The organism is Argonema antarcticum A004/B2, from assembly GCF_023333585.1.
GTDB lineage: Bacteria > Cyanobacteriota > Cyanobacteriia > Cyanobacteriales > Aerosakkonemataceae > Argonema > Argonema antarcticum.
Genome location: NZ_JAIQZN010000107.1, coordinates 1 through 24,108, shown reverse-complemented (window position 1 = coordinate 24,108; position 24,108 = coordinate 1). Strand labels below are relative to the sequence as shown.

At 46.9% G+C, this 24,108-nt stretch carries 22 protein-coding genes; 15 read left to right on the top strand and 7 right to left on the bottom strand.

The window, feature by feature from the left end; genetic code table 11:
- Positions 1–73 precede the first annotated feature (73 nt).
- Positions 74–2,596, bottom strand: coding sequence for a two-partner secretion domain-containing protein (locus tag LAY57_RS30020; protein ID WP_249070849.1), 2,523 nt, complete (start codon positions 2,594–2,596; stop codon positions 74–76).
- A 621-nt stretch (positions 2,597–3,217) separates the two neighbouring features.
- On the opposite strand from LAY57_RS30020, the gene LAY57_RS30015 reads away from it, so the two are divergent.
- The 3 genes from LAY57_RS30015 to LAY57_RS30005 all read left to right on the top strand — a co-directional run bounded on the left by LAY57_RS30015 (position 3,218) and on the right by LAY57_RS30005 (position 5,766).
- Complete coding sequence (locus tag LAY57_RS30015) at positions 3,218–3,979, top strand: hypothetical protein (protein ID WP_249070848.1); 762 nt, start codon at positions 3,218–3,220, stop codon at positions 3,977–3,979.
- A gap of 239 nt (positions 3,980–4,218) precedes the next feature.
- Positions 4,219–4,758 (top strand): cyclic nucleotide-binding domain-containing protein, encoded by a 540-nt coding sequence (locus LAY57_RS30010; RefSeq protein ID WP_249070847.1) that lies wholly within the window; start codon positions 4,219–4,221, stop codon positions 4,756–4,758.
- Positions 4,759–5,085: 327 nt separating this feature from the next.
- Positions 5,086–5,766 (top strand): TraB/TrbI/VirB10 family type IV secretion system protein, encoded by a 681-nt coding sequence (locus LAY57_RS30005; protein WP_249070846.1) that lies wholly within the window; start codon positions 5,086–5,088, stop codon positions 5,764–5,766.
- Between the two features lie 15 nt (positions 5,767–5,781).
- Here the strand turns inward: LAY57_RS30005 and LAY57_RS30000 are convergent, their stop codons facing one another.
- A complete protein-coding gene (locus tag LAY57_RS30000; protein ID WP_249070845.1) occupies positions 5,782–7,146 on the bottom strand; it encodes a sensor histidine kinase in 1,365 nt (454 codons plus the stop codon).
- A gap of 327 nt (positions 7,147–7,473) precedes the next feature.
- Between LAY57_RS30000 and LAY57_RS29995 the strand changes: the two genes are divergently transcribed.
- Positions 7,474–7,791, top strand: a complete 318-nt coding sequence (locus LAY57_RS29995; RefSeq protein ID WP_249070844.1) for a DUF3155 domain-containing protein — start codon at positions 7,474–7,476, stop codon at positions 7,789–7,791.
- A gap of 166 nt (positions 7,792–7,957) precedes the next feature.
- On the opposite strand, the gene LAY57_RS29990 is transcribed toward LAY57_RS29995, so the two are convergent.
- The gene (locus LAY57_RS29990; RefSeq protein ID WP_249070843.1) at positions 7,958–8,539 is read right to left on the bottom strand and encodes a cofactor assembly of complex C subunit B; all 582 of its coding nucleotides are present in this window, start codon (positions 8,537–8,539) and stop codon (positions 7,958–7,960) included.
- 93 nt (positions 8,540–8,632) lie between these two features.
- Positions 8,633–9,037 (bottom strand): PadR family transcriptional regulator, encoded by a 405-nt coding sequence (locus tag LAY57_RS29985; RefSeq protein WP_249070842.1) that lies wholly within the window; start codon positions 9,035–9,037, stop codon positions 8,633–8,635.
- 605 nt (positions 9,038–9,642) lie between these two features.
- On the opposite strand from LAY57_RS29985, the gene LAY57_RS29980 reads away from it, so the two are divergent.
- From LAY57_RS29980 to rpsN, 5 genes are all read left to right on the top strand, one after another.
- On the top strand, positions 9,643–10,218 hold the full coding sequence (locus tag LAY57_RS29980) for a DUF3611 family protein (protein WP_249070841.1): 576 nt from the start codon (positions 9,643–9,645) through the stop codon (positions 10,216–10,218).
- A 78-nt stretch (positions 10,219–10,296) separates the two neighbouring features.
- Complete coding sequence (gene serS / locus LAY57_RS29975; RefSeq protein WP_249070840.1) at positions 10,297–11,595, top strand: serine--tRNA ligase; 1,299 nt, start codon at positions 10,297–10,299, stop codon at positions 11,593–11,595.
- Between the two features lie 39 nt (positions 11,596–11,634).
- Positions 11,635–12,960, top strand: coding sequence for an RIP metalloprotease RseP (rseP, locus tag LAY57_RS29970; protein WP_249070839.1), 1,326 nt, complete (start codon positions 11,635–11,637; stop codon positions 12,958–12,960).
- Positions 12,957–13,676, top strand: coding sequence for an endonuclease III (nth, locus tag LAY57_RS29965; RefSeq protein ID WP_249070838.1), 720 nt, complete (start codon positions 12,957–12,959; stop codon positions 13,674–13,676). Before rseP ends, nth begins: the two co-directional genes overlap by 4 nt.
- A gap of 45 nt (positions 13,677–13,721) precedes the next feature.
- On the top strand, positions 13,722–14,024 hold the full coding sequence (gene rpsN, locus LAY57_RS29960; protein ID WP_249070837.1) for a 30S ribosomal protein S14: 303 nt from the start codon (positions 13,722–13,724) through the stop codon (positions 14,022–14,024).
- A 90-nt stretch (positions 14,025–14,114) separates the two neighbouring features.
- Here rpsN and LAY57_RS29955 read toward each other — a convergent pair whose 3' ends face one another.
- Entirely contained in the window at positions 14,115–14,444 is a 330-nt protein-coding gene (locus LAY57_RS29955; RefSeq protein ID WP_249070836.1) for a DUF8822 family protein, read from the bottom strand.
- Between the two features lie 107 nt (positions 14,445–14,551).
- Here LAY57_RS29955 and aat point away from each other — a divergent pair, with 107 nt between their 5' ends.
- A complete protein-coding gene (aat, locus tag LAY57_RS29950; RefSeq protein ID WP_249070835.1) occupies positions 14,552–15,130 on the top strand; it encodes a leucyl/phenylalanyl-tRNA--protein transferase in 579 nt (192 codons plus the stop codon).
- Here aat and LAY57_RS29945 read toward each other — a convergent pair.
- Positions 15,127–15,951, bottom strand: a complete 825-nt coding sequence (locus tag LAY57_RS29945) for a DUF3598 family protein (protein ID WP_249070834.1) — start codon at positions 15,949–15,951, stop codon at positions 15,127–15,129. The genes aat and LAY57_RS29945 overlap by 4 nt on opposite strands.
- A gap of 910 nt (positions 15,952–16,861) precedes the next feature.
- Here LAY57_RS29945 and LAY57_RS29940 point away from each other — a divergent pair.
- The 4 genes from LAY57_RS29940 to LAY57_RS29925 all read left to right on the top strand — a co-directional run bounded on the left by LAY57_RS29940 (position 16,862) and on the right by LAY57_RS29925 (position 22,836).
- Entirely contained in the window at positions 16,862–20,407 is a 3,546-nt protein-coding gene (locus LAY57_RS29940; RefSeq protein WP_249070833.1) for a Calx-beta domain-containing protein, read from the top strand.
- A 73-nt stretch (positions 20,408–20,480) separates the two neighbouring features.
- Positions 20,481–21,044, top strand: a complete 564-nt coding sequence (def, locus tag LAY57_RS29935; RefSeq protein WP_249070832.1) for a peptide deformylase — start codon at positions 20,481–20,483, stop codon at positions 21,042–21,044.
- A 133-nt stretch (positions 21,045–21,177) separates the two neighbouring features.
- Positions 21,178–21,378, top strand: coding sequence for a hypothetical protein (locus LAY57_RS29930; RefSeq protein WP_249070850.1), 201 nt, complete (start codon positions 21,178–21,180; stop codon positions 21,376–21,378).
- A gap of 138 nt (positions 21,379–21,516) precedes the next feature.
- The gene (locus LAY57_RS29925; RefSeq protein ID WP_249070831.1) at positions 21,517–22,836 is read left to right on the top strand and encodes a PrsW family glutamic-type intramembrane protease; all 1,320 of its coding nucleotides are present in this window, start codon (positions 21,517–21,519) and stop codon (positions 22,834–22,836) included.
- Positions 22,837–22,883: 47 nt separating this feature from the next.
- On the opposite strand, the gene LAY57_RS29920 is transcribed toward LAY57_RS29925, so the two are convergent.
- Positions 22,884–23,519 carry a hypothetical protein gene (locus LAY57_RS29920; RefSeq protein ID WP_249070830.1) on the bottom strand — a complete coding sequence of 212 codons (636 nt, stop codon included), beginning with the start codon at positions 23,517–23,519 and terminating at the stop codon, positions 22,884–22,886.
- A 376-nt stretch (positions 23,520–23,895) separates the two neighbouring features.
- Here LAY57_RS29920 and LAY57_RS29915 point away from each other — a divergent pair, with 376 nt between their 5' ends.
- On the top strand, positions 23,896–24,045 hold the full coding sequence (locus LAY57_RS29915; RefSeq protein WP_476727027.1) for a helix-turn-helix domain-containing protein: 150 nt from the start codon (positions 23,896–23,898) through the stop codon (positions 24,043–24,045).
- The last annotated feature ends 63 nt before the right edge of the window (positions 24,046–24,108 follow it).

Here is a 24,108-nt window from a genome sequence, read left to right as displayed (position 1 = left end):
TCCCTCTTCCCTCTTCCCTCTTCCCTCTGCCCTCTTCCCTCTTCCCTCTTCCCTCTTCCCTCTTCCCTCTTCCCTAGCCCCTAGCCCCTTGAGAAGCTTGACAAGCGGGGTTCGTCAGAAAAGGCCCGATCGTAGATAGATTTGCAGTCAGAACAACTTTGCCATCACTTTCCCGCGTCCACCCAGTCGCCTCCACCATCTCAGTTTGAGGTTCTGTACCCGCAACTTCAGAACCATTACGCACCTGTACTCCTGCTAGTAAAGATGGCATACCCATGAAACTGTAACGACCCGTCAGCGCATCGTAGGGAGTGCTAGCTAAACCACCAGTCCCAGTAACAGTGAAACGATTTCCAGCACGCGATCGAGTACCGCAGCCACTAGCAAAAACAGGATCTGGAACAACAAAATTACTCGACAAGTGTACCCGAGCATTTGTCAAAGTATTATTTAATGTTTGAATTTCCACTCTACCGCTTAAAGCAGGCGTTCCCCCAGTCGCAGTAATATCGCTTTCTGATGTAGCTAGATCGCGGAACTGAGTGCCAAAAATGCCATTCGTAAAAATATTAACAGTTCCTCCTTGGGATGATTGCGAATTAGCGCTGATATCGCTGTTTTCCAGCGCCACAATAGTATCAGCATTAATGATGATGTCGCCGCCATTGCCATTGCGCCCTGCCGCCGTTGAAATTTGACTGCCATTGCGAAGTTGCAGCGAGTCAGCCACTTGCAAATTAACGTTACCCCCATTTCCAGATTCGCTAGAGCCAGCAATACGACCGCCCCTAGCAATTAAAATTTCTCCTGCAATAATCTGCATATCTCCAGCATTACCCAAACCCTGATTTACAACACCGACTAGAGCCAAATCCGAGATGACCAATCGAGGAGTGATAATGGTCATTTTTCCCGCATCTCCTGTGGGTAGAGGTCGTCCTTCGAGTACTTGAAACGGATTGTTCGCTTCGGCTGCTGAAGTCAGCCTACTATTGATATTAGTTCCAGTTCCTACCCCGCTCACCTCGACGAATTCGGAAGCATTAACAAGAGAATTCCCCCCCCTTCCACTGCCTTCTGTACTGGTTCTGATAGCACCTCCATTGCGAATGAGAATTCTTGAAGTGTTGAGGCTCATATCGCCACCATTGCCATTACCGAGCGTTACAGTACCTAAAAAGCTTCTGGTGGGAATTCGTTCGCGAGTACGGTAATTTACTCCTATCACTTCTACACTTTCTGTGGCGTCGATACTTACATTGCCTCCAAAACTAGCTGACCCGTCGGTAGTAGATACCACAAGCCCTCCATCAATTACCCTTAATCGGCTAGCCGAGACGCTGATATCACCAGGTTTTGCTTTGCCATAACCAGTAGATAAAATACCGCTGAAAGTGAAAGCATTGATGGGGGAAGTGGCTCTAGCTTCCACAGATTCAGATGCTTCTACAATAATATTGCCTCCTATTGTTTGCGGACTTTCGCTAGAGGAAATAGTGTTGATTTCACCCCCATCTTGCATTGTCAAATGTTGCGTCGAAACAACAATATCCGCACCTATTCCTTGCGTCTGGATTTGAGTTAAGATGCCGCTCGGAATAATTGTACTATCGTCAGTGCCGATCAATTCTACGTTCTGGGATGCCCTAACTCGAATCTCTCCCACTGGTAAAGTACCGCGATTTTCTATCAAGGCAAGCGAACCATCGCTCATCCGCAAGTTTCTGCCTGCTAATTGGAGTCCAATTCCGCCATCGCCACTGACATACGCTAGTGCCGCCCCAGAAAAGTTAATATCCCCGAAAGTATTTACTTGTGAATAATTCAAATTCCATCCCACCGTGCTTGGCTCGAAACTAACTATTCCTTGACTGACGCTGCCAATTTCAATTCTTCCGCTTTCGGCTGTCAGGATGGCACCACTAAGGTTGACATTTCCACCAACTAAAGCTAGGGTTCTTTGCGGTTGTAGGTGCAATTCTGAATTATCGCCGTTGCTGTTTTGCGATCGAATCAAATTGTTTTCGATTTTCAGAGAGTGCCCATCCCCAATAACCTGAATTGTACCGCTATTGTTTCCGTTCCACTGCAAGCCAATTGGTACGCTTATCGTTAGCAGAGAAGGTGTATTGGGTTTAGCAGCGCTGAAAAAATTCCCATCAGATAATTGTAAACTATCAGCAGTAGTGCCGACAAACGAACCGCCGATATTGAGGCGAGCATTTTGCCCAAAAATGAGCCCATTAGGATTGATCAAAAATAGGTTGGCGCTGCCCTTGGCTCGAATTAACCCATCAATATTAGAAATTGAGCCCCCCGTCACGCGGCTGAAGATATTCTCAATATCCACAGCATTGTTAAAGTCGGCAGTCCCGCCAGTGGGGACGGAAAATTCCCGAAAGCTGTGAAATAGGTTACCACCTAAAGTGGTTCCTCCTTCAATAATGCTGGTGTTGACCTGATTCGTGACGATCGAATTAATAGGCAGAGTAGCATCCGGTACAATCTGTGCCGCTATTGGATTGCTAAGAAACAGACACGCCCAAACACTCCCTAACCCAGCCCAGAATCGGAGCGGATATCTTTTGATTTGCACTCTTTGTCTCTGGTAGCTCGTTTTGTTTTATCTTTGTTTGACCAAAAAGTCAACCAATTTTTATATTTTAAATGGATTCTAGCAGACTGCGATCGCTGCTCCTAGTGCAGCCGCTGTTGCTACTAGATCCCGAATTCATCCGATATTCCATCGACTTTCTCTCTTTGTCCCAATCGCCCTGGCAGATCCCCCAGTAGAAGGAAGGCGGACGCAAATATGACTATAATAATGGGTATGTTGTTGTGCTTTAGCGCTCTTTGAGTGCTAAAGCGCAACCAGTACCTGCTGCAAAAGCCTTAATGATATAACTAGCAACTTACGTTAGTAAGGAACTAATTTTGTACTCCGGCGTCCTCCTCCTTAGTATGTAGCTAAAAAGTTTTCGCCAGGACAACAAAAAAAATCCCCAAATAGTGATATTACTTATGGTTGATGAATAACCCTTTATCGCCTAGTTACAATAAAGAGTATTAAGACTTCCCCTCCCACATCACACAAGTATTTAAGATGAAGTGATGACTCGAAATAACAGACTCTCTTTATAGAGTCGGTACTATCAGAAACAAACTTTTCAATCCGGCGTCATTTGATATAACAAACCCAACAAGGAGGGTGCCATAAATGTTTAATTCCCATCGCTGGCAATCTACAACCGCTGCACTACTCGCATTAGGAATGACTGCTACTACAGTTGCTCCGTTCCTAATTGCATCACCTGCTTTAGCTCAATCTCGTGTATCTCAATCACAACGATTTGATTACAGATTACCCGCTGGCACAAACATTCCCGTTACATACGAAAAAGCCGAAAAAATCGTCTTAGCACCAGATGAAACTGCACGAATAACTCTCACAGTACAAGATGACGTAGTAGGTCGTGACGGTAGCGTATTGATTCCATCTGGCAGTCGCATAGAGGGACAAATAGAACCTTATGGTAGAGGTTCGCGCTTTGTGGCCAGAAACCTGATTCTAGATCGAGGTGAGAGACGCACTATCAACGCGACTTCTGATGTAATTACTCAAACAGAAGAAGTCCGTAGGGGTGGTACTAACACAACTTCTATCTTCACAGGTGCAGCAGTTGGTTCAGCAGCAGCAGCATTGATCTCAGGCATTTCTGGCGACAGACGTATCCGACCCCTAGAAGTTTTGGCGGGTACGGGAGCGGGTGCTGTAGGTGGACTTCTCCTGGGACGCAATCGCGATTCAGCTAAAGTGGTGGTCATTGACCCGGAACGCGATCTGGATCTGACACTCCGCTCGGATTTAGTACTTAACTCCTCCTCCGGTTACAGCTCCGGGTCTAACTCTGATTACAACTACGATCGCGACTCCAGACCCATTCCAAGACGCGACTCTGGGTACGATCGAGGCATTTAGATAGACATCATCAATGGGAAAGCGATCGCAAACTATCTCAGTTTGCGATCGCTTTTTTCTTAACTGGACGTAACCCACATTCCGTTTTTATCTTGACTGTCTTTCATCCGTCACTATACCGTTAAGTTAGCGGGGGAGAATCTCAAAAATGATTTTGTCTACCAATCCGTCGCAACTAGGGTGCTTCAGGAAACCGTCAAACCATCTTTGTAGCACAACACAGCTTTAGGAAGTCAGGTATGGAAAAAGTCCTTTTTATTCTAGGGGAACTGAGCGATGACGACATTGATTGGATGCTACAGACGGGTAAGCGCGAGGAAGTTCCTGCCAACACTGTCCTCATTGAAGAAGGAAAACCCATCGACACGCTGTACCTTCTCCTGGAAGGAACCTTGACTGTTTCTATTGCTGCCCTGGATAATAAAGAAATTGCCACATTGTCAAGCGGCGAGATGGTGGGAGAAATGTCTTTTATAGATTCCCGCCCGCCTTCTGCCACAGTTAAGACGATCGAAAACTCACTCTTGCTGTCGATTCCCCGAAGGCAATTAGCGACAAGACTACAACAGGATACTGGATTTTGCTCCCGTTTTTACCGAGCCTTGGCAATATTGCTTTCGATCAGACTGCGTGGCACCGTTGGCCAACTGGGTTATGGAAAAGTCTCGCCCCATGATGGAAACATTGACGTGGAACAACTCAACCCCAATATCCTTGACAATATTGCGATCGCTAGAACCAGATTTGACTGGATGTTAAGACGGCTGAGGGATAACTAGCGCAAGTGGTCAGTTGTCAGTGGTCAGTTGTCAGTGGTCAGTTGTCAGTTGTCAGTTGTCAGTTGTCAGTAGTAAAAATCAAGATTTCCAGAGCAATCATTGGCAATTTTTAGTGGTGAGTTATTTCCGCCATCCTGCACTAGCTTTATTTTATAGCCCAGCGGCCTATAAATTTATCAAACAAAAGCGACTAATAAAGCTGCCGCTGTATCTTAACTTTGGCGAAAATAGTAGATCGACCAAACTAAAAAATAATATATTTTGAGTTTCTTTTAAAACAAAGCTTAGAATTTATGAAAACCATGTATTTTGTGGAGAAATCACTTTATGTATAAGCTCAAACCTTGGCAGTCGGCAACTACTTTATTGTTAGCTTTCTCGATAAATGCCAGCACCTTCACACCCATTGTGAAACAATATCCGGCTTATGCCCAAAGAACTTTACCGGCAGAAATAACTGGCAGAATTGCCGCCGGAACTCTTATCCCGGTTAAATACCAGACAGCACAGAGAATTATCGTTGCCTCAGACGAACCAGGGCCAATTCCCTTAACCCTAATCGTAGCTAGAAACATTGTTACCACTCAACCAACTTTGTTGATTCCATCTGGCACTCAGATCGTCGGCGAACTGGTAACAATGCAAGAAATAGGAAGCGCTCAATTTGTTGCCAAAGAGTTAGTTTTAAGCGATGGTAAACGAATTCCCATAAGTGCAAGTTCCCGAATTATTACCAAAACACAAGAGATTAGCGACAGCCCCAGACTTGGTAGAATTATCGGCAATGCAGCTTTAGGTACAGGGGCGGCAGCAGCTCTAGCGGCTGTGAGCGGGAACCCAGCGATCGCCACCGGACAAGTTGTGCTAAACTCTGGCTTTGGCTCTTCTTCCGAACTGTTGGGAAGGTTCCGAAACCAGGAAACAGTTAGACTCCTCTCGATCGAACCTGACAAGGACTTGACTTTAACCTTAAATTCCGATCTGATTTTGAGACGGTCTGCCTCATAAGGAAATTTTAGATTACTATTGACTTTCTGGTAACCACACGATAAAAGTCGAACCTATTCCAGCATTAGTAGGGTGCTGAGATGGACTAAAAACCTCAATTTCACCCTGCATTTGCTGCACCAAATCTCGTGCGATCGCCAAACCCAAACCAGTCCCCGGAATCTCCGATCGGGCCTGAACTCCCCGGTAATGGCGCTCAAACAACCGCTCTAAATCTTGGGGAGGAATACCAGGGCCAGTGTCGCTCACCGCAACTCCCTGCAACCGACCTTGAGGCGATTCTCGCTCTACCCCCGCATCAACGTAAACCCATCCCCCCGAAGGCGTATATTTCAAAGCATTATCAATTAAATTACTGAACACTTCTGTTAAAGCTTTGGGATTAGCTCGAACAGGCGTCAAATTAGCCCTAATTTCAGCTTTTAACTTTATATTTCGCTCTTGCGCGATCGCATACGCCGATGACAGCAGGGGTTTTAAAACTTCGGCTACAGAGCAGGATTCCAGAGTTCCCACCGCCATCAACCCACCTTCTGGTAACAACAGTAGCGGTTTATTGGCCCGATCGGGATCTGTCGCCGTCTCAACCTCCCCTTCAACCGAAACCTCAGAAGGATAAGCTAACAGCGATCCTTGACTGGCGGTCAAATCAATCGCCTCATCGAACTGTGAGAGCAAATCTTGGATGCGATCGCTCTCCCTGAGAATATTAGCTGCAATATCGCGGTTTGCATCGGACGGTCGCAGTCGTTTCAGCAGCAGCTTCCCAAAAGTCAATAAAGCCGTCAGCGGATTGCGAAGCTGGTGCAACAAATTATGTAGAAGCTCATTTTGTTGACTTTGAAGGCGCTGTTGTTGGCTAAATTGCTGCCCCAGCCACTGAGAGCGTTGGTCTAAAATACAAGCTAGAGCCATCGTATGAGCAATCCTTTCCACCTCAATCCGTTCCTGCTCATTCCAAGGTCGATCCTCACGACTGGTAACCAACAATCCCATCACAACCCCCTCATGGATCAGAGGTAAAACAATTTGGCGCTGTTGCACCAGAGAATGACCTTCTTTGTGACGCCGTTGCTCGCCTCCCGTTGCATCTACCCCTGGCCCAGACCGCAGCAGGATTGAGGAGCCTTGAGGAGCCGCCGATAATAAACGAGGGATATTATTGACCTTCTCGATCCCATCCGGTAAAAAAGCCAGCGAATCATTCTCATCCCAAACCGCACTTTGGTTAGGGTAAGCCACAACCGGAATCAGTTTAGCTTCTTCTCCCTCCACCAATTCTTCCGTCAAATAGACTACACTCAAAGCCGCTCCCAGTGCCTGGGTAAGCAATGCGACCTGTGCTTGACACAGAGCAACAAATTCTGAAGAAGCAGGCATCAACATTCTTGTCAAGCTCTAGTAGTTATACGTGCCAAATGGCGCTGTTGTCCAAATGGCTTTCTGTTTCTCTGATATCATCTACAAGCGTTATCTGACCAGTTTGGGGCGATGAATTAGAAACAACATATATTTTTATTACAGCTACTGCGATCGATATCTGTTTCCAGCTTAGCGCGATCAGTACCTGCGCTTTGCTTTCAGGGCATCTGGAAGATTTGTATCAATCATTTAATAAAAGTTGATTTTTAGAACTCAAGCCTATATACTTGCGACGGCTTTGGTAAATATCATTACAGAATAGAACTAAAAGAGGAGGTAACTAGCTTGGCTAGGAGACGTAAGCGTAAAAGTCGCCGTCGCCAAGAAGGGCGTAGGATTCTTGAGCACGTGCCTCAATATAGCATCGAAAGTGGGCTGGATAAACCAGTAACGGCGGCTCGAAAATTTATTCAAGCCGAAGGAATTGTGCCACCCGCTCTACTGCTGGTTAAGCGGAACGAGCATACTACAGATCGCTACTTCTGGGCAGAAAAGGGGCTGTTTGGGGCTCAGTACGTGGAAGAAAACCATTTTCTGTTTCCCAGCTTGAAAGAGTTAGAACACCCTAACGAAAAAGTTGCAGTTGCTGCTCAAAGTGGCTGAGACTTAACGGGTAGGATTGGCTGGAGAGGAATTTAAAATTCGCATTTTGGCAACTCCAAGGCGACCTTTGCAGCAACGAAAAAGTTGATATATTAAATAAACCCCACTCAAACTAAGCAAGTTATGAGTGGGGTTTATTGTCGGTTTTTATGTAACAGTGATTCTGCTATGTTGTTGGGACAGGCTTTGTCAAAGGAGAGGCTTCTCTAACTTCATCGTCAGGTTTTAATCCCAGTGCCTGTTGTAAAGCAGCCAATTCATCCCGATGAGCAGTAACAGCGATCGCACTTTGCACGACTTGAGTTTCCTCGCTAAGCACATCTTCAAACTTGAGCGAAACCTGCTCTTGTCGTCCAGCTTTTTGCCAGTAAAATACACCAGCTATAGGGGACAACAATTCTAGCCCCAGAAATCCGATCGCCAAATTGGGAAACAAAATCGACAAAACCAGCACAAGACTCAGGATTCCCACAGCCGCCAACAAAGTTAAGAAAATTGCCATAAACCAGCTGGGGCGGACAAACCCCACGAAAGTCACCTCGTTTTGAGTCGCATCCACAGATGCGACCCGGTAGGAACGCTGCGTAAAATACTGCTGGAATTGAGCGAAAAGCGCTTCTTGTGGCTGCTCCGAAATCAGCCTAACTGCTTGAGTCCTATCTTTGACAGAAGCTTTGATAAAGAAAAACAGGCCAATCGACAGCAACAACGTCAGCAGCAATGTCGAGTAAATAATTGTCGTGGTCATCCTGATTTGGGAAGGGTTTGGGGACTTAAGATTTTAGATTCACCATGAATCCAAAATCGTTACATCCGTATCATCCCCATACTTTACACAAGTTTACGATTTGTCGCTACCTTCGGGAACTGTTTGCCGCTGACTTGGTTGGGGTGAGGCCGAACGCTCGTCTTTGGCTGCATATTCGCGCCAGAGACGAGCCAAATCCTGAGATAGCTCCCGCCAATCAGGACGGATGCGATACATCCTTCGGGGGCGTCCGCGTCCTTCTACTTTTTTCCAATACCCGCCGATCGCCTGTTCATCCTCCAGAAATTTGAGTGCTAGGTACAGAACAGTATCCGAAAGCCGGTAGGCGGGGTATTCACTCTCTATAAGCTGGATTAGCTCTGTTCCATAAGATTCCCCTCGCACTAAGACAGAAAGTACGTAGCACACGGCTAGTTCTTTGCTCAGATATATGGGAGGAGGATTGTCAAAAAACTGGTAAATATCGTCAAATTTCATCTGCATAACTGGCTGAACACTCTGTCCCAAAGTGATTTTAAAGGCATCGGATATCGTTTGCCAGATCCAACCGCACGCTCAGTTTCCATTCTGTCCGAAAAGGAACTGCTGAATATTACGATCAATTCTAGACACCTAATTCTGGGTGTGTCTGCCAAACCTCGTACCTGATTTTGCCTTATTCGTCGAAATACTTGTATACAGAGTATAAAAGACCTTAACTAAGCCCTCATCACGCAAGGCTCGTAGTGTTATGAAGGCTTTAATGGTGCTTCCCCTGGGGATGAGACTTTTTCCTAAACTATATGTTTTTTCAAGCACTTGGAACTGTGGAATTTTATTTTTTTTAAAGAATTGGTGCCAAACCCGGTAGATCTCCTCACCTTGGTACACTTCATCCACAGAGCCGCTATTTCACAGCATAATAGCATTGGCACAGTATTGCGTAAGACTGTTTGGCACAAAAGTCGTGTATATTTAATTGCCGTCTGGGTAAAAGGCAGGACACCTGATGCCCAGATGCCCTGCTTCACTTAAAGTTTCTTCATTGATAAAAGTTTTGCCATATCAAAATCGGGTTTAAATCGGGTTTAATGAGAATATATATGCCAGATCCATCAGAGTCACAGTCTCTTCCCTCAACACTTCGGCAAATAGCCCTCAATTTCCGTCTAACTGGCTGGATTAGCTTCTGGTCTCAGTTAGTCCTAGCGGTTGTTTCCAGCGTGGTTTTGCTGCTGTTTGCCGTCTTTAGTAGCAATAGCACTAACAATGCCAGCAATCCCGGCACTGGGTTAGGCATTTTCTTCGCCTTGTGCGGACTTGCGGTTCTAGGCGGAAGCATTTACTGGGCTTTCCGTTACACCCGCATCGCCAAACAGCTACAATCTCTCAATGCCAACACCCGCCCTCGGAAAACAGATACAATTCAAGTCCTGCGCTTGGGATTGCTCGTGAATTTAGGCGGGATGTTATTAACTCTTTTCGGAGCCTATGCGATTGTCGGTACACTAGCGGCAAAATCCATATCCCAACCGCAAACAATAGCGTTGTCCGATACCAGTCGCCTGATCAGCTCTCTGGATATGTTCGCAGTGCAGGCAAATATCAATACCATTTTCGGTCACTTTGTCGGAATTATCGCCACGCTGTGGCTGATCGATCGCGTTAACCGCACCTAGTTAGTGCCGATCCCTGACTAGATATTTCGTCTTTGCGTGTATCCTGATGTATTGGCAGAAAAAGCTTAAGGAATATCTGTGCTAGACCTCAAACAGATACGGGAAAATCCACAACTTGTCCAAGATCGGCTCAACAGTCGCAGCGTCGGTCAGTATGATATACAGCAGATTTTACAGCTAGACCGACAACAGCGGGAACTGGAGAAAGAGCGATCGCATCTCGAAGCCCGCCGTAACGAAATCGCCAAATCGATCCCCAAAAAAATTAAAGACGGTGGCGACCCCAACAGCCCAGAAATACAAGTCTTGCGCGACGAGGGAAACCAAATCAAAGCGACTCTGAGCGAACTCGATCCCCAGGAAAAAGACCTCAAAGCCAAGCTAGAAGAACTTCTGCTAGCATTGCCCAACTTACCTAGCGAATCCACCCCCATAGGTAAAACTGAAGAGGACAATGTAGAAGTACGTCGGTGGGGTGATGAATACATTCCCCAAAACCCTAATATTCTCCCTCACTGGGAAATTGGCGAAAAACTCGGCATCCTCAACTTTGAGAGAGCCGTGAAAGTTGCCCAAAGTCGCTTTGTTACCCTGATAGGAGCCGGTGCTGCCCTGGAAAGGGCCTTGATTAGCTTCATGCTCGATCGGCAAACCAAAGCTGGGTATCTAGAAGTAATACCCCCGTTTTTAGTTAACAGCCAATCCCTCACCGCCACCAATCAGCTACCTAAATTTGCCGAAGAAAGCTTTAAGTGCGAATCGGATGATTTGTGGTTGATTCCTACCGCCGAAGTACCCGTCACCAATCTCTATCGAGATGAAGTCCTAGAAGCATCCCAGCTACCCATCCACCACTGCGCCTATACTCCCTGTTTTCGCAGAGAAGCCGGTGCTTATGGGCGAGACACGCGGGGGCTGATCCGACTCCACCAATTTAACAAGATCGAGCTAGTTAAATTGGTTCATCCCAGCACTTCAGAGGCAGAACATCAATCCCTTGTCCGAGACGCCGAGGCGATTTTGCAAGCCTTGCAGCTGCCTTACAGAGTCATGGAACTCTGTACCGGCGATTTGGGCTTCGGCGCGGCAAAGTGCTATGACTTAGAAGTCTGGCTGCCTTCTGCTGGCAAATATCGCGAGATTTCCAGCTGTTCCAATTTTGGTGACTTCCAAGCGCGGCGAGGCAGTATTCGCTTTAAGGAAGCTGGCAAGAAAGGAACCCAGTTTATACATACTCTCAACGGTTCTGGATTGGCTGTGGGTCGCACGATGGCGGCAATTTTGGAGAATTATCAACAACCTGATGGATCGATCGCAATACCACAAGCCCTGCGATCGTATCTGGGGCGAGATCTGCTTACTGGTGCCGCAACCTAGAATAAAGAAATGTATAGCTAATTCAAATTAAATTTTGCCATGTCAGTTTTGGCGGCGATCGCAGTCTTGGCGGTTTTGATTTTAGTACACGAAGCTGGCCATTTTATGGCCGCTCGTCTTCAGGGCATTCACGCCAATCGTTTCTCCCTTGGTTTTGGCCCGATCCTGTGGAAATATCAGGGATCGGAAACCGAGTACGCCATCCGGGCTTTTCCCTTGGGTGGATTTGTTGGCTTTCCCGATGATGAACCCGAAAACGTTTATCCCCCCGACGATCCCAACTTGCTACGCAATCGTCCCATTCTAGATCGGGCGATCGTCATTAGCGCAGGCGTCATCGCCAATCTGATATTTGCCTACTTAGTCTTGGCGGTGCAGCTTGGTGTAGTCGGAATACCGGAAGCGAAGCAACCGGGAATTTTGGTTCCCCAGATTGTTGCACAAGTCAGTCAAGTGAATGCCACCGCTAAAGCAGCAGGCATTAATCCAGGCGACTTAATTTGGGTTGACGGTCAAAAGTTTGAATTCTCGATCGACGAGAAAAACTCCCAGAGTGAATTACTCGCAACTACTTCGGGCAAGCCAACTAAGCTCATTGTGACTCGCAATAACGAGCCAGTCGAGTTGTCCGTGACGCCTCAACCGGGCGGCTACATGGGTATCCAGCTTTCTCCCAGTGTGGCAGCAGCAGCAGGGATAAAACCTGGGGACGTAATTTTGGCAGCGAACGGCCAAAATTTTGGTCGTTCCCTTAAAGAGGAAGCCGTTTTAAGAGAACTAATTAGAAGTAGTTCCGGCAAGTCAATTGAGTTTACTATTCAGCGTGGCGATCGAAAAGTATCCCTCACCGCCATTCCTCAGCCTGGGCCCGATGGTGAATCCCGGCTCGGCATCTCCCTTGCACCAAATGGCCCCAAGGGTAATCCAGTGGTGTACCGTCGCCCCCAAAATGTTTTCGAGATTTTTAGCCTTGCCGCTGAAGACTTCCAGCGGATTGTGATTTTGACCGCTCAAGGCTTTTGGCAGCTGATTAGCAACTTTAAAGAAACAGCTTCCCAAGTGGCAGGCCCGGTCAAAATTGTCGAGATTGGTGCCAGTATTGCCCAATCTGACATCACAAAACTGTTTCAGTTTGCCGCTTTAATTAGCATTAACCTTGCCATCATCAACATCTTGCCCCTACCGGCGCTTGATGGCGGTCAACTTGCCTTTCTGCTGATTGAAGGCATTCGCGGTAAGCCATTGCCAACCAAAATCCAGGACGGGGTGATGCAGACTGGGTTGATGCTACTATTAGGACTTGGAATTTTTCTGATCGTCAGAGATACCGCAAATTTGGAAGGAGTTCAAAAGTTCTTCCGGTGAGCATTACCCGTAAATGGGCTGCTAAGCAGCAACGTTCCATAGAAATTCTGATTCGCCTCAAGCGACTCTATCCAGAGGCAACCTGCACGCTTAACTACGAGACACCAGTGCAGCTGCTGGTGGCAACTATTCTCTCGGCTCAGTGTACGGACGATCGCGTCAATCAGGTCACACCCGCTTTATTTGCCCAGTTTGCCGATGCCCCAGCAATGGCTGGGGCCCAGATCCAAGAGTTAGAGAAATTAGTGCGTTCCACCGGCTTTTATCGCAATAAAGCCAAAAATATCCAAGGTGCCTGCCTCAAAATTGTCGAAAAATTTGACGGCAAAGTACCAAAGCGCATGGAAGAGTTGCTGGAATTGCCAGGAGTAGCCCGTAAAACGGCTAACGTTGTCTTAGCGCACGCTTACGGGATCAATCAGGGTGTCACGGTGGACACTCATGTGAAGCGCCTCAGTTACCGTCTGGGTTTGACAGAAGAAACAGATCCCGTCCGGGTGGAGCGAGATTTAATCCGACTCTTGCCCCAGCCTGATTGGGAGAATTGGTCAATCCGCCTCATTTATCACGGTCGGGCTGTTTGTACGGCCAGGAATCCTAAGTGTGACGCTTGTGAACTTGCCGACCTCTGCCCTGCTGCCAATCTACCTCAGATGCAGTCAACCAAGGTTAATACGCCTAAATCTTCTGAAATCAAATCAGCCGCTAAAAGTTAAGATAGGAAATGCTGTCTTCATTATTTAAGGGAACAAGAAGCATTCATGGCTAAAAAGAGTATGATCGAGCGCGAGAAAAAGCGCCAAAAGCTTGTGGATAAGTACGCCGATAAGCGGGAAGACTTACAAGAACAGTTTCAACAAGCTACTTCTCAACAAAAGAGACTAGAAATCCACCGCCAACTGCAACAACTGCCGCGTAACAGTGCGCCCACCCGCCTGCATAACCGTTGCTGGGTTACAGGTCGCCCCAGAGGCACTTACCGGGATTTTGGGCTTTCTCGCAACGTGATGCGGGAGTGGGCTCACAAAGGTCTGCTACCCGGTGTGGTGAAGTCCAGCTGGTAAGAGAAGTCAAAAGTCAAAAGTCACTCATTCAAAAGAAAGAAATAAAAATTATTGTTGTTTCTTTTGAGTGTTTACTTTTTGCTTTTGACTTTATTGTCCGCAACAACGATCGATCCCTAGACTGTCTAAAAGCAGGTCGCTTACGGCATTAGCGATCGCAAACTCGCTATAGAAACTTTTGGAAAAGTCAAACGCCTGCATCTCCGTCACGATCGCAATTACCAGCGAACCCAGGTCATTTTCGCCCTCAAACCGCTGTCGAAGGTAGATCTGGGCTGCGCGAGTCGCGATCGTCTGATTCACGGGTTCTGGGATAAACTCTTCATCGAGCCACCTATGCAAAGCACGCAGCAACCATTCTCCCTCTTGCTGCGGATTTTGGCTAGGTGGCAAAGTTATTGCTGGGATTGGTTCAGACATCTATAGTAAAAATCCTCACTAAGTGCCAATCTATCTATTTTCATGCTCTTTTGCCCAAACAAATCCTGTTTTCAACACTAAGTGTTGAAGAACCAATCCCCTGATTTATGCAGATTGACATTCCCAGTATTATCCAGGGGTATGCCCAAGGCAATTTCTTGATGGCTGATGAAGAGGGCAATGGCTTGGGATGGTATTATAGTCGCAAGCGAGCGTTGATTCCTTTGGACGATCGCTTTCGTTACCCAAAATCCCTACAGCGCGTCCTCAACCAAGAGCGTTTCACTGTTGCTATCAACCGAGATTTCCAAAGTGTAGTTAGGGGTTGTGCCGATCGGGAAACCACCTGGATATCCCCAGAACTACTCGAAATTTACTTGGCTCTTTTCGAGGCTGGTTGGGCCTACAGTTTCGAGACTTGGTATGGAGATGAACTCGCTGGTGGAATTTTGGGTATTGCTATTGGAGGAGCCTTTATTGGCGAATCGATGTTCTACCGGATTCCAGAAGGGTCGAAGGTAGCGATGGTGAAGTTGGTGGAAAGATTGCGATCGCGCCATTTCGTCTTTTTTGACGCCCAAATGACCAATCCCCATCTAGAGCGATTTGGCTCTTACACTATTACAGACAAAGATTATCAAATTCTGCTCAAACAAGCCTTAAGTCGTCGCTGTTCTCTGAATTAATTGTTAACTTTAAACTCTTTGACCAGCGTCAGCGCCACCCATTCACCTTTGTTATTATAGCTGCGAATCAACCGCTGACGACGATCGGGCCTAAGCAACCAACCTACCTCCAGGAAAAAAGCTTGACCGACCTTAACTTTGAGCGGACAAGTACAAGAGGCCCCATCCGGTAGCAGCAAAACTTGAACAAGTTGCGAATTGCGATCGAACTCGATAATAGAGCCATCAATTCTACCAGTAGAAGAGATTATCCGATCGCCAAAAGTCAGATTTTGAACTAATCTACCATCATTATCTAGATGAAGTTGCAGCTTAGTAGAATAAGTGTCTAGCGAACGCCAATCGGGATAAATCGTCACCGCTTCTCCCCGCCATTCTCCCAGCAAATCGACCGGCGTCAGATGTGAACGTTCTGGCGTCATTGCACCAGCAAGCTTTTCTCGAATTAATGTTAATCTCTCCAGCTGACCTGACTTGTCAAACATTTCCACAAGACGCAGACGCCTACTACCATCAATCAAACCCAATTCCGCGCCAAACTCCGAAAAAGGAGCCAGCTGAATCGATCCCTGAGAAAAAGCACCGTTATCAAAAAATAAAATGTTTCGTCCCAGAGAACTATATTCCAGAACTTTTTCCTCCACTTCTTGAGAGGATAAAAAACGGCGGATTATCTGACGAATCGTCTGATTGTTGTTCAGTCCTTCCAGAGAAACCATTGTGGAAGTATCTTCCAATAGTTCCCCTTGTGGAGACAGACGGGTAAAAGAACCCTGCCATTCCCCCAAGTTTTCCAGCAAACATTCCCACTGCGATCTCATAAATAAGCTGCTATACTATCTTTGGGTTTTTCAGAATTGTTATGCTTTTGTTCAATAAATAACATTTTTATGCCTCTGCCCCGCCGCTCCTCTGCCCCTTTGCTCAAATAGCATAGTAAGGAAGATCCCGTATAGCTGCTAGCTGCGATTGGCCGCATTGTTTCCCAGACTGAGGAACGTCTAGCCTAAAAAATAGTCTAATCGATCAACAGTGTTTCCTCACTTGCATCTGGGGAAAACAGCCCAGGAGAATAATTTTATCCTGAAATCAAATCAAGCGCAAAATCTGGCTGCCAGGACGCATCTACACGATCGACGATCGGCTCCCCTTGCAGTTGATGAAAAGTATCTAATTATACGCAGATTCTCCAGATGACCGATAATCCACTCGCGTAAATAACAGTTGCAGTAGAACGTTTTCCGGAATACAGTACCTATCAAGTGAAGACTAGGGTGCATTCTGGGTACTGCCAAGATGGCGATTTATCGTAGTTATTAAGTAACAAAAATTACTCCATAAGGGAACAAGAAACGCGCAACCAGGAACGGCCAACAGGAGAAGAGAAGGGACTATTTTTACCTCTTCTGGGGCTTTTAGGCCCTATCCCTTCGCTTAATTGGATCGGCCTGCAAAGGGTGCTAGAAGAATATCTCGTGAATTTTGCAGAGTATAATCACCACTTTATGGCAAAATAAGGGCAACAATGAGTATATAATCCTAGTTTTACAGGAATGCTTTAGGAAAATGCCATAAACGTAGCAATTAGGTTTTCAGTTGAAGGAGTAACACTATACACTTCAGCCTAAAATTGACGACCAATAGACGTTAAGGCATAAATATATGGAAATAATCAGTTTGCATAGACCGAAATCGTTAGATTATATGGACTGGGTAGTGAGGAGTTAAAAAATGGCGAATATCACCGGCACAATTGCGAATGATTTTCTTTCTGGCACAGCAGAAGCCGATTCCATCCTCGGTTTCGCAGGTAATGACACCCTCCTGGGTCTAGCGGGAGATGACACCATAAACGGCAACGAAGGCAACGATAGTCTTCTGGGCGACGAGCAAAATGACTTCTTGCGCGGGGGTCAAAACAATGACGAACTGTATGGCGACCTCGGCAACGACACCCTTTTTGGTGACCTGGGTAACGACTCGGTGTTTGGCGGCGAAGGGTTAGACCTTCTGTTTGGCAGCGATGGAAATGACGTTCTCAACGGTAACCAGGGCAACGATACCCTGTTTGGCGAAGAAGGCCAGGACTACCTGCGCGGGGGTCAAGACAACGACTTTCTGTACGGCGACCTCGGTAATGACAGCCTCTACGGCGACCTCGGTAATGACACCATCCTGGGGGACGAAAACGATGACGAAATCAATGGCAATGAGGGAGAAGATGTCCTAAACGGCAACGAGGGCAACGATACAGTCCGGGGCGGCATGGACAACGATACAGTCCGTGGCGGCATGGATAATGACGAATTGTATGGCGACCTGGGGGACGACACCGTTTTTGGCGACCAAGGTAACGATTCGGTGTTTGGCGGCGACGGGACAGACCTGTTGTTTGGCAACGAAGGTAATGACGCCCTCAACGGCAACATGGGCAATGATACGGCCTTTGGCGGAGAAGGCAACGATACCATTCGCGGTGGAATGAATAATGACTCCCTGTTAGGGGAGGTTGGCAATGACACCCTTTACGGCGACCTGGGGGACGACTCTCTCTATGGAGGTTTAGATAACGATTTACTTTACGGCGATCAAGGTCAAGAATCTGATTTTGGCGGTGATGGTAACGACGTATTGTTGGGCAACGAAGGGAATGACAGCATCTTTGGTTTAGGTGGGAATGACCAGCTGTTTGGTAACGAGAACGACGACATACTGAACGGCAACGAGGGCCAGGATACAGTCTTCGGGGGGATGGGCGATGACTTGCTACGGGGAGGCAAGGGAAATGACTCTCTGTTTGGCGATCGCGGACGCGACACAATATTCGGCGATCTCGGTGCCGATACTCTCACAGGCGATAGCGGCGGCGAAATGAACACCGATGTCTTCGTTGTCGGTCGGGGAACGGGTGGCCCTACCAGACCGGATGCTGACATTGTTACCGATTTTCAACTTTGTATAGATTTAATTTCATTAACAGGTGGTGTTAGTTACGCCGATTTAAATATCACACAAGGCACCGGGGCTGATGCGGCCAACACTATCATTACGGACAAAGTTACTGGCGAGTTTTTGGCCGTCTTGCAGAATACTAACAGCGACTCAATAGACGGTGCCGCTTTCATCCCCAGGGGTTCTGAAAAAGTAAGCATTACAGCCATAAATCCCACCACGATCGAATCTACACCAACTACAGCAACGGGCTTATTTACGGTTTCCGTCCCTTGCGATGTCGATGAAGACCTCAAAGTAAATTACACCATCTCTGGAATCGCTATTAACGGTAGTGATTACCAAACTCTAAGCGGTAGCGTCACGATCGCAGCTGGTGCTAATAGCGCCACAATTCCCGTCACAGCTATTGACGATGCACTCGTTGAACCTAGTGAAACGGTAATAGCGACTCTGACTTCCGGTACAGGTTACGACATCGCCGCCGCCAAGAACACCGCCACTGTAACCATTTTGGATAATGATTCCACCACTGCCACCACAGTCAATCTTTTTGCTAGCGACCCCCTCGCATCGGAAGTCGGCCCAGATAACGGTCAATTTACGTTTTTTCGCACGGGAGATACTTCTGGGGCACTAACGGTTAATTACACCCTGTCGCCTCTGAGTACCGCCACTAACATCACGGATTACACTGCTAATCCCGTCTTTACAACTAGCACTATTACTATTCCAGCAGGTTCGACTAGCGCTACCATCAACATTACCCCCATTACCGACAGTGTAATTGAGGGCAATGAAACGATAGACCTGTTCTTGGGTAGCGGTACTGGATACACTCCTGGCCCTGCTAACGCTGCTACGGTAATCATCCAAGACCCTCCCGTAGTGACAAGACCAACCGTCGGTGTTACCGCGCCTGACTCGACCACTAAGGAAGCTGGTAGTACTCCCGGTACATTTCAGTTCTCGCGTACTGGCGGCGATATCACCCAGCCAGTTACGATTACATACACTATCAGCGGTACGGCTACACCCAGCGGTACGGGCACTCCAAGCGATGTTGATTACTCAGGATTGAGCGGTACCAGCGGTACTGTCACCATCCCCGCCGGTAGCAGCGTTTCTTCTTTGATTAACATCTCTGCCACTAAAGATAGAAATGAACCGACTGAAACGGTGACCGTAACTATATCTGATAATTCTGCCTATTTTGTCGGTTCGCAGGGTTCAGCAACGTTGAGTATTCTAGACGATGATGGTTTTACTGGCACTCCCACAAACGATCTCGTCCTCCGATATAACCAGGCTGGAGCGTTCCAGATGGGTTACAACACTATCGCAGCCGCTGTCACTCCTGCTGCTAACAACGACATTATCGTCGTCCGATCGGGGATGTATACCGAATCCGTGACCATCGACAAGCCTTTGACGATTCGCGGCCCAAATGCAGGTCTTAGCCCCTCTTCTGGTGCAGGAGTTACCCCAGCTATTGTCACAGGTACACCTACTCAACCAGTTTTCACCATCAATTCTGGTCTCAGCGGCGTCACAATTGAGGGTCTAACGATTGAAGGCAAAGCCACCGCCCAAAATCTCATCCAATACACAAGCCCTACCGGCAATCCGAATATCGTTATTCGTCAAAATCAGTTTATTGGTACTGGCCCCGATAACGGTGGAGTTATTCGCTTAGACTTTGTTGGTGCGGCAAGTTCATCGGCAACTATCACAGACAACTTAATCCGCGACATTGTAAGTGGCAGTGTTACCAGCGCGATCCAGACATTTCGGATTAATACAATTTCGATCGCAGATAACACGATCTCCAATCTAACTGGCCCCGGCATAGCTGCTGATTCAATTACCAATGCTAGTAGCGTGATCAACAACAACAGTGTCAGCAATGTAAATCAGCAAGGGATTCAGCTAGCTGGTGGTAGCGCGACTATTGCTAACAACGATATCACTAACGTCAATTTAAATAACGGTGCAGACGACGGTGGTATCCGATTGCGGAATTCTGGTTTCGGTGGCAACCTGATAAGTGCCAACGTCTTCGGTAATACGATCACCAACTCGTTCAACGGTGTCTCGATCCGTAACGGTGACGCCATCACCGGCACAGTCACAATCAATAACAACAACCTGATCGGCAATACTAATGCCGGTTTATACCACGGTGGGACTGGCGCAATAGATGCCAAAAATAACTGGTGGGATTCTGCTACCGGCCCAGTTGTGGGAGGGACAGGTCGAAATGCTATCAATGGCAGTGGTGCTAGTTCTGTTATCTTCAACCCGTTTGCTACTCAACCCTTCTAACAACAAGACAAGCAGGATAAGATAAAAGAAAATAGCCCTATTAGATCTTGTCCTGCTCACAAGTTAAGCTTCCATGACATCTGAGGTTTTAGTCGAAAAGAAAAAGTTGGAAAAACCGCCCTTGGAGATTCATGTCTTGGGCGATCGCGTTTTACGCCAACCAGCAAAGCGGATCGCCAAGATAGACTCCGAAATACGGGATCTCGTGCGAGAAATGCTGCAAACCATGTACAGCGCCGATGGGGTCGGTTTGGCTGCACCTCAGGTGGCTGTTCAAAAACAATTGATTGTGATAGACTGCGAACCAGATAACCCAGCTAATCCACCAGTGGTTTTAATTAACCCAACAATCAAGCGTTTCACCCGCGACTTGTGTGTAATTCAGGAAGGTTGTCTGAGCATTCCGAAGGTTTACCTTGATGTCAAGCGACCAGAGGGTATTGAAGTAGCCTTCAAAGACGAATACGGTCGCCCTCAAACCCTAATGGCTACTGGGTTGCTATCTCGCGCTATTCAGCACGAAATGGATCATCTCACTGGAGTGCTGTTCGTAGACCGCGTGGAAAACCGTTTGGCTCTAACCCAAGAGCTAAATAAATACGGATTTTCGCCCCAAGCCGTCAAACCAGTCCCATAAATTGAGTGCTGAGTGCTGAGTGAAATAAATACGGATTTTCGCCCAGGCCGTCAAACCAGTCCCCAATGACCAATGACCAATGACCAATGACCAATGACCAATGGCTAAGTCCCATAAATAGAAACAGGCAGTGATTACAGTAACTCCAAAAAGCGCCCTTTTTTTGGGCGCTTCCTGCGTAGCAGCGATCGCAGCAGTTGGTTCAGTTTTTGAGCTGTCTTCTGGAAAACCAGAATTGGGCAGCTTAATTACTGGGATCATCTTAGCGATGGCTCTGCCACTAGGTGCATTTTTCTTCTATGCAGCCGTTAAAGACGCTCAAGCTAATCAATAGCCATCAAATTCAGATTTCAGATTTGAAATTTCAGATTTCAGATTGAAAATAATCAATTCAAAAGAAATTTGAAATCTAAAATCTAAAATCTTCCCTTTTCTAGTGCCCAACACCCAAAATCCTTTCATCCAAAATCGAATGACTGGTGACCTTTCTGAGGGATTTCTCCGGCAGTTGCTAAGTGTTGGTGCAGCTGGAGCAGAACGTCGCTACTCCCTTGACACTACTGACGAGATTGCGATCGGACGAGATTTAAACTGTCAGGTTGTTCTAGACTCCAACCTATACGGAATGGTTTCCCGGCGTCATACAGTAATCAGTCATATAACCGAGTTTGCAGGTGCTACTCCCAGCTGGCTGGTTTGCGATTTGAACAGTGCTAATGGCACTTATGTCAATGGACAAAAATTGGATGGATGTCGGATCTGCCGAGAGGGCGATCGCATCATGTTGGGACAGAACGGCCCAGAATTCATCATTGAAGTAAACAAACCCACCCAAGCAGCGATCCAGGCACCAGCGACATCACCAGGAGATGTTTTAGCCCCCACTATAAAGCCTCCTCAGTCAGACTCTGTTAGTTTTACCCAGCTATTTCCGATTTTTTCAACCGGACGGGATCTAACTCAGAAAGCTTACTTGATTCCGGGCATCATCACAGTTGGATTCGTGGTGTTGATGTTTGCTACTGTAGGTGAGGCGAGAGTATTTAACCTGCTGCTGGCTTCTTACCTAGCTGCGGGAGCTTATTACTTTATATATCAACTTTGTGGAAAGCATAAACCGTGGTGGGTGCTACTAGCTTGTTCCTTGGCTACCATCCTAATTTTGATCAGTCCCCTGCTACAAGTATTTATCATTATTTTTCGGAAGATTCTGCCAGGAAATCTGACAACAGATGTAGCGGCTTTAAGTTTTCCTATCTTACTCATCCGAATGTTTTTTGCAGCGGGGTTGATGGAAGAGTTGCTCAAGGCATTACCCGTGCTGGGGGCTTGTTGGCTGGGAAGACGCTTACCATCCCCCTGGCGCGAACGAGTGGGCGTACTAGAACCACTGGATGGCATTTTGATGGGAACGGCTTCTGCGGTTGGATTTACGCTGTTGGAAACTTTAGGGCAATATGTGCCTCAAATTATCCAGGATGCAACTTTACAAGTGGGGGAAGGAGTAGGTGAGTTGGTGGGATTGCAGCTGCTAATTCCCCGGATTTTGGGTTCGGTGGCAGGACACATGGCCTATAGCGGCTATCTAGGCTATTTTATTGGGCTGAGTGTCCTCAAGCCCAGTCGCCGTTGGCAAATTATCAGCATTGGCTACCTCAGCGCGGCAGCACTCCATGCTTTGTGGAACGCAAGTGGTATTATCAGTCCTTTGGTATTGGCGTTAGTAGGCGTTTTGTCTTATGCCTTTTTGACAGCAGCAATTTTAAAAGCTAGGGCTCTTTCGCCTTTATAGAAGCGCTAACGCGGAGCTTCCTTAACGCAAAACGGAAGCAACTCAGTTTACCCTTTGTCCGTTGTTTCCAATTCAGCAAAGGCGTAGCGTGCGATCGCTAAACTCAACCGTGCTTGTTCGATCTTCGATAATTCACAAAAAGGAACCGATCTCACAGTTAATAGCACCGAGTCAATCACTTCCGATTCCTCTCCCCGCATGGTGTAGGCTAAAGGACGAGCCATCACCAGCAGGTCTTCTTCCCCCCAGCCTAAAGCCAGCTGCTGCACGCATTGTACTAAACGCTCTGCCAAACATAAATTCGTTGACATCAACTCTTTGGCAGTTTTAGCTAGAGCCTCTAAAGATACCTGCGGTATGCGACCCTCAAATCTTTGGCACAAAGCAGCCAATAGAGAAGTATCTGAGGCTCTAGTTTGCACATAAATTTCTGGAACATTTTCTAACCAAACTTGGTCAAGCTGTGCAAATAGGTTTTGCGTCCGCGCCTGTATATCTGCCTCTTTCCAATCATCTAAGGAGAAAGCTTCTTCTTGCTGGGCAAAATAAGCTTCCGATTCTGCGTATGCGGTATTCCAGCAATAAGTCCTTTCATCTTGCAGAAGTGCCTGCACTAGCTCCTGTTCCGCTTGGGCAAAGAAATCGCGAGAATATTCCGAATCCCTGGTTTGACTGGCCATCATTCAACTCCTGAGTCTACTTTTTAACCAACGCTGTCCGCAGAGTGACTACACTGAGCTGACAACGAGTTCCGCAACCCTTCATCTAAAAACCTCCGGGAGTCGCCCTCTTAGGGGCTGACGGGAAAAGGAGAAGACGTGAATTGGTAAATCTTTCAAATTTTAGATTTTAGATTTAAAATTTGATATTACAATTTTTAAATCTAAAATCTAAAATTACCTCTTCCTTAACTCCTCGCTCCTGTTGTCCCCCGCTATAACTGTACTCAGTTTAGCGGCGGGATGAAAGGCAGGGAGATTGTAGGTACGGAAATCTCCAAATCTTTATCTTTGTGGATATTTTACTGAAATGTGTATAATGCAGTAAGGAGGTAAGGAGATGCTGCATACTGCCGTCAAGGTTCGACTTTATCCAACATTAGAGCAACAAACCACACTGTCTCAGCACTTTGGCTGTGCCTTATGGTGGTGGAACTATGCTCTAAACAAGTCAATTGAGACTTACAAAGAAACGGATGAAGAGTGCTGAGTTGAAAGTGCTGAGTGCTGAATGAAGAGTGCTGAGTTGAAAGTGCTGAGTGCTGAATGAAGA